This window comes from Streptomyces sp. NPDC059499, assembly GCF_042749285.1.
In the GTDB taxonomy this organism is placed as follows: domain Bacteria; phylum Actinomycetota; class Actinomycetes; order Streptomycetales; family Streptomycetaceae; genus Streptomyces.
Genome location: NZ_JBHYTT010000004.1, coordinates 78,280 through 92,156, shown reverse-complemented (window position 1 = coordinate 92,156; position 13,877 = coordinate 78,280). Strand labels below are relative to the sequence as shown.

Annotated in this window: 12 protein-coding genes; 8 read left to right on the top strand and 4 right to left on the bottom strand. The window is 69.9% G+C overall.

Annotated elements, in window-relative coordinates; translation table 11 throughout:
* Positions 1-245: 245 nt before the first annotated feature.
* Positions 246-1,175, top strand: coding sequence for an SGNH/GDSL hydrolase family protein (locus ACFW9O_RS12255; RefSeq protein WP_384608030.1), 930 nt, complete (start codon positions 246-248; stop codon positions 1,173-1,175).
* Here the strand turns inward: ACFW9O_RS12255 and ACFW9O_RS12250 are convergent.
* On the bottom strand, positions 1,165-1,821 hold the full coding sequence (locus ACFW9O_RS12250; protein ID WP_384608027.1) for a TetR/AcrR family transcriptional regulator: 657 nt from the start codon (positions 1,819-1,821) through the stop codon (positions 1,165-1,167). The two genes, ACFW9O_RS12255 and ACFW9O_RS12250, sit on opposite strands and share 11 nt — an antisense overlap.
* Before the next feature lie 235 nt (positions 1,822-2,056).
* On the opposite strand from ACFW9O_RS12250, the gene ACFW9O_RS12245 reads away from it, so the two are divergent.
* The 4 genes from ACFW9O_RS12245 (at position 2,057) to ACFW9O_RS12230 (ending at position 7,368) form a co-directional block, all read left to right on the top strand.
* A complete protein-coding gene (locus tag ACFW9O_RS12245) occupies positions 2,057-3,586 on the top strand; it encodes an ABC transporter substrate-binding protein (protein ID WP_384608024.1) in 1,530 nt (509 codons plus the stop codon).
* A 100-nt stretch (positions 3,587-3,686) separates the two neighbouring features.
* Positions 3,687-4,628, top strand: coding sequence for an ABC transporter permease (locus ACFW9O_RS12240; RefSeq protein ID WP_384608022.1), 942 nt, complete (start codon positions 3,687-3,689; stop codon positions 4,626-4,628).
* Positions 4,625-6,487, top strand: coding sequence for a dipeptide/oligopeptide/nickel ABC transporter permease/ATP-binding protein (locus ACFW9O_RS12235; protein WP_384608020.1), 1,863 nt, complete (start codon positions 4,625-4,627; stop codon positions 6,485-6,487). Before ACFW9O_RS12240 ends, ACFW9O_RS12235 begins: the two co-directional genes overlap by 4 nt.
* Positions 6,484-7,368 (top strand): ABC transporter ATP-binding protein, encoded by an 885-nt coding sequence (locus tag ACFW9O_RS12230; RefSeq protein WP_384608018.1) that lies wholly within the window; start codon positions 6,484-6,486, stop codon positions 7,366-7,368. Before ACFW9O_RS12235 ends, ACFW9O_RS12230 begins: the two co-directional genes overlap by 4 nt.
* A gap of 100 nt (positions 7,369-7,468) precedes the next feature.
* On the opposite strand, the gene ACFW9O_RS12225 is transcribed toward ACFW9O_RS12230, so the two are convergent.
* Complete coding sequence (locus ACFW9O_RS12225; RefSeq protein WP_384608015.1) at positions 7,469-8,245, bottom strand: VOC family protein; 777 nt, start codon at positions 8,243-8,245, stop codon at positions 7,469-7,471.
* 396 nt (positions 8,246-8,641) lie between these two features.
* Here ACFW9O_RS12225 and ACFW9O_RS12220 point away from each other — a divergent pair, with 396 nt between their 5' ends.
* Entirely contained in the window at positions 8,642-9,733 is a 1,092-nt protein-coding gene (locus tag ACFW9O_RS12220; RefSeq protein ID WP_384608013.1) for a glutamate--cysteine ligase, read from the top strand.
* Between the two features lie 46 nt (positions 9,734-9,779).
* Here ACFW9O_RS12220 and ACFW9O_RS12215 read toward each other — a convergent pair whose 3' ends face one another.
* Entirely contained in the window at positions 9,780-11,129 is a 1,350-nt protein-coding gene (locus ACFW9O_RS12215) for a BTAD domain-containing putative transcriptional regulator (protein ID WP_384608010.1), read from the bottom strand.
* Between the two features lie 120 nt (positions 11,130-11,249).
* Between ACFW9O_RS12215 and ACFW9O_RS12210 the strand changes: the two genes are divergently transcribed.
* Entirely contained in the window at positions 11,250-11,774 is a 525-nt protein-coding gene (locus ACFW9O_RS12210; RefSeq protein WP_384608009.1) for a hypothetical protein, read from the top strand.
* A 69-nt stretch (positions 11,775-11,843) separates the two neighbouring features.
* Here the strand turns inward: ACFW9O_RS12210 and ACFW9O_RS12205 are convergent, their stop codons facing one another.
* Positions 11,844-12,086, bottom strand: a complete 243-nt coding sequence (locus tag ACFW9O_RS12205) for a DUF6411 family protein (protein WP_384608007.1) — start codon at positions 12,084-12,086, stop codon at positions 11,844-11,846.
* 222 nt (positions 12,087-12,308) lie between these two features.
* On the opposite strand from ACFW9O_RS12205, the gene ACFW9O_RS12200 reads away from it, so the two are divergent.
* On the top strand, positions 12,309-13,856 hold the full coding sequence (locus ACFW9O_RS12200) for a DUF4331 domain-containing protein (protein ID WP_384608005.1): 1,548 nt from the start codon (positions 12,309-12,311) through the stop codon (positions 13,854-13,856).
* Positions 13,857-13,877: the final 21 nt, after the last annotated feature.

Sequence of the window (13,877 nt, the reverse complement as noted above, 5' to 3'; positions counted from 1 at the left end):
GTGCAGAGCTCGGCCCGGCACCCCCATCCGAAAACCATAAGTTGATCGGTTTTAGACGTCAAGGACCCCAGTTCACCCGCCGCCACTACGGCCGACGGGCGTGCATCGACCCCCGCGCAACCCCTTGACGATCAGAAACCGTTCAACGTACGGTTTTCGCGCTCGAGCCGCGCCGCTCCGGGACAGTGCAGTGCACCGTGTCCTGAGGCCGCGCCTCCTTTCCACGAACGAAACGAGGAACGGTCATGCCCCCTGCCATTCAGCCGTCTTCACGGACCGGACTCCCCCGCCTCACGCGCCGGGCGGCGCGCATCGCACTCGCCGCCGCCACCGTCATGGTCGCCCTGACCGCCTCCACCGTGGCCGCCTCCGCGGGCACCCCGGCGGAACGCCCCGGCACACAGGGCGAGGAGGCCGTCCGGTACGTCGCGCTCGGCGACTCCTTCAGCTCCGGGCCGGGCATACCCGAGCAGACCGACCTGACGTGTGGCCGCTCGGCCAGGAACTACCCGACCCTCATCGCGGCGGAGCTCGGCGCCGCGTCGTTCACCGACGCCACCTGCGCCGGGGCCGACACCACTCACATGACGAACCCGCAGGAGACGGTGCCTCCGCAACTCGACGCGCTGCGGCCCGACACGACCCTGGTCACCATCGGCATCGGCGGCAACGACCTCGACCTGGCCGGCATCCTCACCCGCTGCGTGATCCTCGCCCAGGTGGCGCCGTACGGCGCGCCCTGCAAGAGCAGCTTCACGCTGCTCGGCACCGACGAGATCAGCTCCCGCATCGCCACCACGGCCGGCAAGGTCTCGGCCGTACTGACGGAGATCCACGCCAGGTCACCGCAGGCCGAGGTGCTGGTCGTGGGATACCCCGCCATCCTCCCCGACGACGGAACGGCCTGCCGCCCGACGGTATCTCTCGCGAACGGCGACTTCCCCTGGATCAGGGACAAGGAGAAGCAGTTCAACTCGATGCTCGCACAGCGGGCGGGGGCGCAGCAGGACGTGTACGTCGACGCGTACGCGCCGTCCGTCGGGCACGACGCGTGCAAGCCGGCGGGCGTCCGCTGGATCGAGCCCACGGACACCGCGGAGGCTGCCGGGTTCCACCCCAACGCCGCCGGGCACAGAAGTACGGCCGATGCCGCACTCGCAACGCTCACGCGCTGACGGAGCCCGCTCCCGCGCCGTCGTCGGGGTCGAGTCCGAGCCGTGCCAGGAAGGCGCGCACCAGTGCGTCCATCGGCACGGCCTCGGGCTCCAGCAGCCACTGGGTCTGGAGGCCGTCCATCAGCGCGAGCAGCTGGACGGCCACGACAGCGGGCTCCACGTCGACGGGGGGATCCGCCTCGGCCTGCAGGGCTGCGACGAGTTCGGTCAGCTCCGCCCTGACGACGCGGTAGCGCTCCCTGAAGTAGTGGTGCGCCGGATGACCGGGGTCGGTCGCCTCGGCGGACAACTTCGTGTAGAGCGCGACCATGCCGTGCGTCCGGCTGTTGCGCGCCACCAGGTCGACCAGGCCGCGCAGCCGGTCGGAGGCACGGGCCGGTGTCCCCGGCCGGACGATGTCGGGAAAGACGGCCTGCGCGTCGGTCCGGTCCCGCTGTGCCAGCACTTCGAGGAGCATCGCCTCCTTGCCCGGGAAGTGGTGGAGCAGCCCGGCGTGGGTCATCCCCGCGTGCGCCGCGATGTCGCGCAGCGAGACCGCGTTGAAGCCGGTGCGGGAGAACAGTTCCGTCGCCGATTCGAGGATGCGGGCGCGCGTGCGCTCGCCCTTCGACAGGCGCTGCGGGGCGTCCTCGGGTCGGTCGTCCAACTCGGCGGCCTCCTGCCGTCGTGGGGCATCCACCTGCCCTGCCGCTCGCACGGCCGGCCCGTTGGGCGGTCTGCTGCGGCCATCCTGACCTGCGTCTTCGTCGTGCGCCCTCGGAATTTACCAGGCGACCGAACTCTCATCGAAAAAACCTACCAACTGGTTAATTCCGTGTGTAGGCTCACCGCCACTCTCACCCGGGACGTCCTTCCCCGGCCCTCCAGACGGAGCGAATCTCATGAGCAGAACCACTCGAACCGGGGCTCTCGCCGCCGCCCTGGCGATCTCCCTGACCCTCGCGGGCTGCGCGGGCACGGACGCCAAGAGCTCGGGCAGCTCGCAGCTGGACATCGCCACCCTGACCTTTCCGCAGAGCCTCGATCCCGCGCACGCCGTCGGCAGCGCGCTGCCGTTCTTCCAGGCCACCTACGACACCCTGGTCAAGCGGGAGCCGAACGGTGAGTTCAGCCCGATGCTCGCCACCAAGTGGACGTACAACGCGGACGCCACCGAACTCGCCCTCACCCTGCGCAAGGACGTCGAGTTCGCCGACGGCACAGCCTTCGACGCGGCAGCCGTCAAGTCGAACATGGAGCACTTCCAGAAGGGCGGCGGCGCCGACGCGAAATGGCTGAACGACCTGAAGGCCGTCGAGGTCGTGGACGCCACCCACGTGACCCTCGAGCTCAAGCAGCCCAACCCGGCCATGCTGTTCTACCTGAGTGACGCTGCAGGACTGATGGCGAACCCGGCGAAGTTCGCGAAGGCCGACAGCCTCAAGACCACCCCCGACGGCACGGGCCCCTACCGTCTCGTCAAGGCGAAGACGACCATCGGGACCAAGTGGGTCTACGAGCGCAACAAGGACTACTGGGGCGAGCAACTTCCCTACGAGAACCTCACGATCAGCTTCTTCGACAACGAGACGGCGATCGCCAACGGCATCAGGACCGGCCAGGTCAACGCGGCGCTCCTGCAGACCGCCGACCAGCAGGTCAGCATCGAGTCCGACCCCCGGGTGAAGACGACGAAGCAGGAATTCGACTTCCAGGGGCTGCTGCTGTTCGACCGCGCGGGTCAGCTGACACCCGCGCTCAAGGACCCCCGGGTCCGCCAGGCTCTCAACCTCGCGATCGACCGCGACACCATGCTCTCCACCATCCGGCAGAACAGGGGCAAGGTCACCGGCCAGGTCTTCGGCCCCGACGCGCAGGGCTACGACCCGAAGCTGGACACCTACTACGCACACGACCCGGCCAAGGCCAAGGGCCTGCTGAAGGCCGCGGGCTACGCCAAGGGCTTCACGCTGAAGCTCCCCCGGATCGCCGCGATCGTCAACGACGCGCTGGCCGCGTCCCTCGCCACCGACTTCAAGGCCATCGGCATCAAGCTGGTCTGGGACGACCTCGACGGCGGCTCAGCCATCCAGAAGGTGTTCACCGACCGCGCCTACTCCGGCATGGTCATGAACATGGGGCAGTCCTCGTCCGACTGGGTCGTCGTCAACGAACTCGTCAGTCCCGGCGCCTTCAACATGTTCGGCACGACCGACGCCACTGTGCAGAAGCTGATGCCGCAGATCCAGACCGGCACGGGCGCGGAGGCCCAGCAGGCGGCGAAGGCACTCAACGCGCACCTCGTCGAGGACGGCTGGTTCGTGCCCTTCTACCGGATGACCTACCTGCACGTCTCGGACGGCACGGTGAAGATCACTCCGCAGTCCGGTATGGCCGTTCCTTCGATCTACAACTACGCACCCGCCTCATGAGGTCCCGCCGGGGGCGGCCCATGAGGCTCGGCCACCCCCGGCGGCCGGCCCCGAACAGCCGAGTGCCGAACAGCCGAGTACCGAACAGATACCGAGTGCCATGCTGAACTTCATCGCCCGAAGGATCGCGGCGGGGGCTGTGCTCCTGATCGTCATCTCTCTTCTCTCCTACCTGCTGCTGTCGGTCTCCGACGCGGACGTCGGCAGGCAACTCCTCGGCCAGGGCGCCGACCAGGCGGCCGTCGACGCCAAGAACGCCTCGCTCGGCCTGGACCGGCCCGTCCTCACCCAGTACGCGGACTGGCTGGCGCACGCCGTCCGCGGCGACCTGGGCACCTCCTGGTTCACCAGCGAGAACGTCGGTACCGCGGTCACGAGCAGACTGCCGGTCACCGCGAGCCTCACGCTGGGGGTCACCCTCGTCACCACCGTCGTGTCGTTCCTGCTCGGTGTGTGGGCAGGCGTCCGGCGCGGCGCGGCCGACCGCTTCGTGCAGATCCTCGGGGTGATCGGATACGCCCTGCCGGGCTTCCTCGTCACCCTGGTGATCGTGCTGGTCTTCGCCGTCAACCTGAACTGGTTCCCGGCGATCGGGTACACGGCGTTCACCGAGTCGCCCAGCGGCTGGCTCTCCACCATCACGCTGCCGGTCCTGTCCCTCGCGGTCGCCTCCGTCGCGGGAGTCTCGCAGCAGGTACGGGGCGCGGTCGTCGACGTACTGCGCCAGGACTACGTCCGTACCCTGCGCGCCCGCGGACTGCCCACCTCCCGGATCGTGTTCCGGCACGTCCTGCGCAACGCGTCCGCGCCGGCGCTCTCGGTCCTCGGCATGCAGTTCGTCGGCCTGCTCGGCGGCGCGGTGATCGTGGAGCAGATCTTCGGTCTCCCCGGCATCGGCAGCATGACTGTCACGTACACCACCCGTGGCGACATCCCCGTGATCATGGCGCTGGTCATGTTCACCGTGATCGGTGTCGTCCTGATCAATCTCCTGGTCGACACCATGATCGGCTGGCTCAACCCGAAGGCGAGGGCCGCATGAGCGAGAACCTCCCGGCCGGCATGGCCACCGCTTCCCGTCCGTCCACCCCGGCCCCCGACGGCGCCGCCGCTCGTGCCGTCCCGGCAGGCGGCGGCAGTCTGCGCAGGCTCCTGCGCAACCCTCTCGGCGCGATATCAGCAGGAGTACTGCTCCTGCTCGTCGCCGCCGCCGTCCTCGCGCCCCTGCTCGCACCGCAGGCCCCGGACGTCTCCTCGCTCGGCGACGCGTTCGCGGCGCCCGACGGGGCGCACCCCATGGGCATGGACTCCGCGGGACGGGACATCCTCTCGCGCATCCTGTACGGCGGACGCAACACACTCGGCGGCGCGGTGGTCGCCCTGGCCATCGCGCTCGCCCTGGGCGTGCCGTCCGGCCTGTACGCCGGTTACTACGGTGGCCGGTTCGACTCCGTCGCCAACTGGGCCGTCAACCTCGTCATGGCGCTGCCCGCGATGGTGGTGCTCCTCGCCTCCCGCGCCATCCTCGGCCCCAATGTCTGGGTGCTGATGATCGTGCTCGGGGTGCTCGTGGCCCCCAGCTTCTTCCGTCTGGTCCGCGGCATCGTCGCCAACGTCCGCAAGGAGCTGTACGTCGACGCCGCGAAGGTGTCCGGGCTGTCCGACACCCGCATCGTCGCCCGGCACATCCTGATCGTCGTCCGCGGTCCCCTCATCATCCAGGTGGCCCTCGTCGCCGGAATCGCCATCGGCCTCCAGGCCGGCCTGGAATTCCTCGGCGTCGGCAGCGGCTCGGCGGCGACCTGGGGCGCGATGCTCAACGAGGCGTTCCAGAACATCCAGCGCGCACCCCTGCTCATCCTGTGGCCCGGACTCGCCCTCGGCCTGACCAACGGCAGTCTCGTCCTGCTCGCCGGGGCGCTGCGCGACGTACTGGAGGACCGCGGCGGGGAGAGGGCCGGGCGGCGCCGCAGGCGGCCCCGCACCCAGCCGGCCCCGGCAGCGGAGGTCCTGGCAGGGCTGTCCGACCCGGCCGCGGCGGACCTGGGAAAGCCGTCGGACCCGGCCGCACTCCTGTCGGTCCGCGGCCTCACCGTCGCCTACGCCCGCCCGGACGGCACCGCCAAGGAGGTGGTGCACGGCGTCGACCTGGATGTGCACCCGGGCGAAATCGTGGGCCTGGTGGGGGAATCGGGCTCCGGCAAGACGCAGACCGCCTTCTCGGTGCTGGGGATCCTGCCCGAGGGCGGGAGGGTCGGTTCGGGCAGCATCACGATCAAGGGACAGGAGGTCGTCGGCCTGCCCGAGCGCGCTCACCGCGCCCTGAGAGGAGGCACCGTGGCCTACGTTCCGCAGGAACCCATGAGCAACCTCGACCCCGCCTTCACCATCGGCAGCCAGCTCACGGAGCCCATGCGCCATGTCCTCGGCATCTCGCGCAAGGAGGCGGCCGGACGGGCCCTCGACCTGCTGCGCCTGGTGGAGATCCCCGATCCCGAGCGGACGATGCGGCTGTACCCCCACGAGATCTCCGGAGGCATGGCCCAGCGCGTCCTGATCGCCGGGGCGATGTCCTGCGACCCGGAACTCCTCGTCGCCGACGAGCCCACCACCGCGCTGGACGTCCGGGTCCAGGCCGAGATCCTCGGCCTGCTGCGCAGGCTCCAGCAGAGCCGCGGCCTGGGCGTGCTGCTCGTGACCCACAACCTCGGGGTCGTGGCGGACCTCTGCGACCGCGTCGCCGTGATGAGCGGTGGCCGGATCGTCGAGACCGGACCCACCGATCAGGTCCTCCGCTCCCCCCGGAACCCCTACACCCGGACCCTGCTCGGCGCGGTCCTCGACCAGGCCCCGGTCCGGACGCCCTGGCAGTCCCGAGAGGCGAGGAAGACCACCGCATGACCAGCACCGGCACCACCGAATCCGCTTTCCCCGACGCCCTGCTGCGGATCAGGGATCTCCGGGTCTCCTACCCGGGCAAGGGATGGCGCGCCCCGCGCGCCGAGATCCTCAAGGGGGTCTCCCTCGACATACGGCCGGGAGAGACCCTGGGCCTGGTCGGCGAGTCGGGTTCGGGCAAGACGACGATCGGGCGCGCGGTCCTCGGGCTCGTCCCAACCCGCTCCGGCAGCATCACGTTCGCCGGCGAGCGCATCGACACGGCAGTGGCCTCCCGCCGCCGTGAACTGAGCCGCGACCTCCAGGTCGTCTTCCAGGATCCGTACACCTCGCTGAACCCCTCACGCACCATCGGGGACACGCTCAGCGAGCCCCTCCTCGGGCACGGTTCGAGCGCCCGGGAGGCACGCGGCCGGGTGGGGGATCTCCTCGCACGGGTCCACCTCCCGTCGGACGCGGCGAGCCGCCTGCCCCGGGAGTTCTCGGGCGGTCAGCGCCAACGGGTCGCCATAGCCCGCGCGCTGGCGCTGCGCCCCCGGCTCGTGATCTGCGACGAGCCGGTGTCCGCGCTCGACCTGACCACCCAACGAACGGTTCTCGAACTGCTGCTGGAGATCCAGGAGGAGACGGCCGTCGCCTATCTCTTCGTCACCCACGACCTCTCGGTCGTGCGCTTCATGAGCCACCGGGTGGCGGTGATCAGGGGCGGAACCCTCGTGGAAACGGGCGACGCCCAAGCCGTCACCACCGACCCCCGGCACCCTTACACCCGCACCCTCATGCTCTCCGCTCCCGTGGCCGACGTCGCGGAACAGCGGCGCCGCAGAGAGTCCGCTGCCGTGCTCGGCCGCAAAGCCGCCGCACCGGGCGTCGGCGGCGTGTGACGTCGCTGGGCGGTACGGGGGGAATGATCGCCGTGGCCACGGGTGGGCTCGCCCTGGTCCGCGCTCGCCGATCGGCCTCGGACTCGTGGACCGGGCCGTGTCATCGCTCGGAGACGGAGACGAGCGCACCTTCGGGGTCACTTATCACGTAGGCGGTCTCCCCGGAACCACCGGGCGAGGGTATGGCCGTCGCTCCGCCGCCGTGAGCGACGGCGGCGGCCGCCGTCCGCTCGCTGTCCGGGACGTAGAAGTCGACGATCCACCGTGTCCGGGCCCTGGGGTCCGGAGCGGCATCCGTGGCTCCGCCGCGCAGAGTGGCCACGGTGCGCCCACCGACCTGGATGAGCACGTGGTCCTGTGCGTAGTCGACCGTACAACTGCCGGACGGCCCGGCCGCCCAGTCGAAGACCTCGGCGTAGAAGATGGCCGCCTCGAAGGCGTGGCCGGTCTGCAGGTCCAGCCGAGCCGGCGCCCCCTCCCCCGCCGACCACTCCGGAGTCGACCCCTCCCAGAAACCGAAGATGGCCCCTTCCCGGTCGGCGGCGACCCCGGCGCGCCCGTCGCCCAGCGGGATCGGGCCCACCGCGAGTGTGGCGCCACGTTCCCTGACTCTGTCCGCTGTCCCGTCCGCGCTGCTCACGGCGAAGTACGGAATCCAGACTGCGGAGGGTCCGTCACCGCCCGCGCAACGCCCGATCCCGGCGACCGGTCTGCCGTGCGCGAGCGCGACCGAGAAGTCGCTGCCGAGACTGCTGGCGTGAAATTCCCAGTGCATGACAGCCCCGTAGAAGGACTGAGAAGCACGCAGGTCCAGTGCGGCCAGATTCACCCAGCAGGGCGCCCCGCATTGCGGCGAGATCCTTTCGAGGGCCGACATCCGACGCTCCTTCGCCCGGACCGCACGACGGCGGGGGCGGGGCAGTCCTGAACCGCGGGGCTCGTAGGCCCCACTGGCCGATGGGCACCCGGCAGTGCGGGGTGGCCGGCCCCGTACACCACGATGCCCCCGTCCCCGCCGTCACGCACCTCGGCACGACGGCGATCACGCCCGATCCCTCGATGTCCGCCGATCCGGCTCAGCCGGCTGCGCCGATGCGGGTGATGACAAGCAGATCGGGCCGTGCGCCGGCCGGCGCCGATTCCCTGTGCGCGCTCTCGAATCCCGTCGGGGGCCCTGCTCGCGTGAAGCCGGGAGAGCGGGGCAGTCGGTGAGTGGCAGGAACAAGCAGGCCCGGCCGTGGGCGGTCGGCGGAACGGGGCTCGGGAGGCCACGATGGTGCGGACGGTGGGTGTCGAGGAGGAGCTGCTGCTCGTCGACGAACAGAGCGGTGAGCCCCGCGCGCTGTCGACGGCGGTGCTGGCCCTCGCGGAACGCCGTGCGGAGGGCGACTCGGTCTTCGAGCCGGAACTCCACGACCAGCAACTGGAGTTCGCCACCGAGCCGCGCACCGACATGCGTGAACTCGCGGACGAGATCCTTCGCTCACGGGCCGAGGCGGCGAAGAGTGCCGCCCAGGCCGGTGCCACCGTGGCGGCCATGGCGACAGCGCCTCTGCCGGTCAGCCCCTCGATCGGCGACGGCGAGAGGCACCGGTGGCTCGCCGAGAAGTTCGGACTGACCACGCAGGAGCAACTGACCTGCGGATGCCACGTGCACGTCTCGGTGGAGTCGGACGAGGAGGGCGTCGGTGTGCTGGACCGTGTACGCCCCTGGCTGCCGGTGCTCCTTGCGCTGAGCGCCAACTCACCTTTCTGGCAAGGCCTCGACAGTGCGTACGCCAGTTACCGGAGCAGGGTCTGGGGGCGCTGGCCGTCGGCCGGGCCGGTCGAGGTCTTCGGTTCCGCCGACCGGTACCACGAACAGGTCGCGGCACTGGTCGACACGGGCGTCCTGCGCGACAAGGGAATGATCTACTTCGACGCACGGCTCTCGCACCGGTACCCGACCGTCGAGGTCCGGGTGGCTGATGTGTGCCTCGATCCGGCCGACGCCGCGCTGCTCGCCACGCTGGTGCGCGGGCTGGTCGACACAGCGGCACGCAGCTGGTCCGAAGGGGAGCCGCCCGACCCGGTCGGAGTGGGTGTCCTGCGGATGGCCGCCTGGCAAGCGGGCCGGTCCGGACTGGAGGGGAAGCTCCTCCACCCCCTGACCATGCTGCCCGAGCCCGCGTCCGACGTTGTGGGCGCCCTGCTCGCGCACGTCCGCGACGCCTTGGAGGAGAGCGGCGACCTCGCGGGGGCCGAGGCCGCGCTCAAGAACGTACTGGAGCGCGGGACCGGGGCACGGATCCAGCGGGAGGCACTCGACCGCACGGGCAGTCTCCGTGACGTGGTGGCGGCGTGCGTGGCCAGGACGCGCGGCTGACGCCTGGAACTTCCCTCCCGGACCTTGCTCTTCCCAGGTCACAGGCTCAGTCAGAGCGCGACACCGTCGACACGTCCTTCCCGCAGGTGCGGAGGCTGCACCATCTGCGCCGACCGCTCTCGTCGGGAAACACCCAGCCACAGCCCTCCCCCGGGCAGACCCGGATCATGAATCTGGCCGGATCGGCCAGCAGTTCGGCCGCGCTGCGGGCCACCGCGAGAACGGGCAGACGCAGTCCTGCGGACGGCGACAGTCGCCACCGGCCCAGTCTGCCCTCGCCGAGGACGAACGCGGAGTTTCTTGCCGCGTCCTCCGCCGCACCGGCTACCGCCTTGAAGGCCCGCACATCATCGATGTCGGTCAGAGCGGCGTAGAGCCGCGTACGGAACTCCCGGGCCTCCCGCAGGACGGCCGCGGCATCATTCGGTTCCTGCAGTGCCTTCTTGAGCAGCCCCGACACGACCCAGTCCTCCGCGAGATCCATATGGCCTGCCCAGACGGCCAGTGTGGAGTACGAACGCAGCCACTCGGATCCGGGCAGGGGAGGACCGCCCCAGCCGGCGTAGGTGTTGCAGAACTCGAGCGCGGGGTGACCGCTCGTGGACCAGGGCAGCCACTCCTCCCCCACACGCACCGCGTACACGGGCCCGGGCGGCCGGTCCAGCCGGGGATCACCCCGCAGCATGCGCTCGTACAGGGTCCGCAGTCCGGTGCCCGGCTCGACGCCGAGACGGTTCACGAGCGCCTGCCGGGTGAGCCGGTAGAGGTCGAGGGCCTCGGCCTGCCGGCCGCTTCTGCGCAGCCCGGTCATCTGCGCGGCGACCAGCCTCTCCCTCTCGGGGTGCCGGGGAGCGAGCGGTGAGAGATCGGCGACCACCTTGTCGTGCTCGCCGAGTTCCAGGTGGGCCTCCGCACGCTGTTCCAGCGCGGACATCCTCAGTTCGCCGAGCCGGCTGCCGAGCCGCTTGCGCAGCGCGTCGTCGGCCACGTCGGCAAGCAGCGGCCCGTGCCAGAGGGCAAGTGCCCGGTCGTAGTGGCGCACACGCTGCACGGCGTCCGCGGTCGCCCGTGCGTGGCCGCACAGGGCGATGAAGTCTTCGGTATCGATGGTGTGGCCACCCGGGTCGAGGACGTATCCGCCGTGCCGGGTGTCGATGTGCAGCCCGTACGGCCGCAGTCGGGCGCGGATGCGGCCTACGTAGGTGTGGATGGTGCGGCGGGCGGACGCGGAGGCGTCACCGTCCCACAGCAGGTCGGAGAGGCGGTCGGTGGAGACGACCTGCCCTGCCTCGAGGAGCAGGATCGAAAGGAGGCAGCGCTCCTGACGGCGGTCAGCGACAACGACCCGTGCACCGTCGTGTCGAGCCTCGAACGAACCCAGCAGTTGGAACTCCATGGCGTTGGCGAGCGTATCCGGCCCAACTACGCGGCAGACAAGCATGGTCAGCAAGTGGTGAGAAGCCGGGGGCACGCTTCGGCCGGGACACCAGCCGAACCTCACTCACGGGAAGTCACCATGCGACGAACAGTTCTGGCCATCGGATCAATCCTGGCAACCACGCTCCTGGGCGCGACGCCGGCCCACGCCACCGCCCACCAATCCGGCCCGCACCACGATCTCGGCTGGACGCCCGCGCCTTCCGCACCCTGGGATGTCGCCGCGGGTCTCCGGTGCGACTTCGCCATCCATGGCGAACCTGTCGTGGACGAGGTGGTGCAGCGTGTTCTGGCCCGCTACCCGGACGGGTCGCCGAAGAGTGTGGCGTACAAGGGGGACCTCGTCGTCCGGGTCACCAACACGGACTCGGACGTCTTCTACGACGCGGACGCGAGCGGCTCCGCGATCGTCGAGTACCGCGCCGACGGATCACAGTTCTGGTCGGTGCTGGGGCCGGTCCTGGTCGGCGTGGGTGAGGGCAACCTCGACCGGGGCATGTATGTCGTCGACGGCGTGTACACCCTCGACATCAGCGCATCCGGCCACAAGACCGTGACGATGGCTCACGGCTCGACGACGGACGTCTGCGAGCGGATCGCCTGAACCTGACTCCTTGACGGGCCACTTCCTGGCTACGCCGCGCCCGTGGAGCGCAGAGTTCCGCGGAAGCCGTCAGAACGGCATGCGCCAGCGGGCGCGGCGACCGGCCGAACCACTGCGTCCGACGGCCTTGGAGCTGCTGCGGAAGGGCTTGCTGAAGGCGCGGCCCATGACACCGGGCGCCTTGCTGCCCGCGCGGGAGCCCAGGCCCAGCGTGCGCTGGGTTCCGCGCTCGGGATGGCGGGAGAGTTTCGGGACGAAGAACGCGAGGACGGCCAGGACAACACAGACGGCGACTATTCCGACGATGATCATCAAATCTCCTTCTGTAGTGGTGCAAGCCTCGCCTGCCCGCCGGGGGCGCTCCCAATCCGGCTGACCGTCCGAGAGGTCCTGTCCACGCGGTCGTAGAGGGACGCCGTCCGACCTCGGGCGGCCGAAACTCGTTCGGTCGGGGCCGAACAAGACCGGTGCGGCGCACGTACTGGAGCTACGAGCAAGCCGGAACGGATCGATGCCCGACGAAGGATGGACGAGATGACCGCAACGACGAGAAGCGGCCGGACCTGGCGGGGGCGCGGGAGCATCGCTCTGGTCGCCTGTGGTGCGCTGGCCGCCGGAGGGCTCACGGCTGCCGGTGTGGGCATGCTGGAGCCGGAGACGGCGACAGCCTCGAGCCACCGGGAAGCGCCCCTGATCTCCGGGCAGCCCCAGTTCGACAACACCGACGTGTACGCGTTCGTCAGCCCCGACCATCCCGACTCGACGACGCTGGTGGCGAACTGGCTGCCGTTCCAGGAGCCGGCCGGTGGCCCCAACTTCTACACGTTCGCCGGCGACGCCCGCTATGACATCCACATCGACAGCGACGGTGACGCCCAGGACGACCTCCTGTACCGGTTCACCTTCAAGGACCACCGGAAGAACGAGAACACCTTCCTCTACAACACGGGCCCGGTGGAGAGCCTGACGGATCCGGACCTCAACTTCACCCAGACGTACGACCTGGAGCTGCTGCGGCTGCAGCACGGGAAGACTGTCTCGCGCCACCCGCTGGCGAAGGGCCTGCCGGTCGCGCCGTCGAACGTCGGCAAGGCGTCGATGCCCGACTACCAGGCGCTGCGCGACCAGGCGGTACAGAAGGTCGCCGGCGGGCTCAAGGCCTTCGCCGGTCAGGCGGATGATCCGTTCTTCCTCGACCTGCGGGTCTTCGACCTCCTGTACGGCGGCGATCTGTCGGAGGTCGGCAACGACACTCTCCAGGGCTACAACGTCAACACGATCGCCCTTCAGGTGCCGAACTCGTACATCCGGGAGTCCGCCGAGCAGCCGGTGGTCGGCATCTACGCGACGACGGAGCGGAAGAACGCCTACGGCGACTGGACGCGGGTGTCGCGGCTCGGCATGCCGCTGGTCAACGAGGTCGTCAATCCGGTCAAGGACAAGGACAGGTTCAACGCGTCGTCGCCCGAGAACGACGGCGACTTCCTGAAGAACGTCATCGAACCCGAGCTGCCGAAACTCATCGAGGGAATCTACAAGATCAAGGCTCCGGCGGAGCCGCGCGAAGATCTCGTCTCGGTGTTCCTGACCGGGGTGAAGGACCTCAACCAGCCTCCGGCGGGCAAGGCTTCGGAGATGCTGCGCCTCAACACGTCCATCAAGCCGGTCGCGGAGCCGAAACGGCTGGGGGTGCTGGACGGCGACAACGCGGGCTTCCCCAACGGGCGGCGCCTCACGGACGACGTGCTGGACATCGCGCTCCAGGTCGTCGAGGGCGAACTCGTCGGTTCGAAGAACGACCTGGGCGACGCCGTCGACGCGAACGACAAGAAGTTCGGCACCGCCTTTCCGTACGTCGCCCTGCCCACCGCCGGTTCCGACGTCAGGGCGGCGGAGGCGGCCACGAAGGCGAACACCACAGGACTGACGGGCGGGATGTCCTCGATCACCGCGTCGTGGGACGACGACACGGTGATGCTCGCCTCCGCGGGAACGGGAGCCGTGACGGTACTGCTGGTCGTCTTCGGCACGGCGTGGCTGCGTTCCCGCCGTCGGACCGGACACCGGTCCTGGCTCGGCTGAACCTCCGGCCGTCGGGCTGCC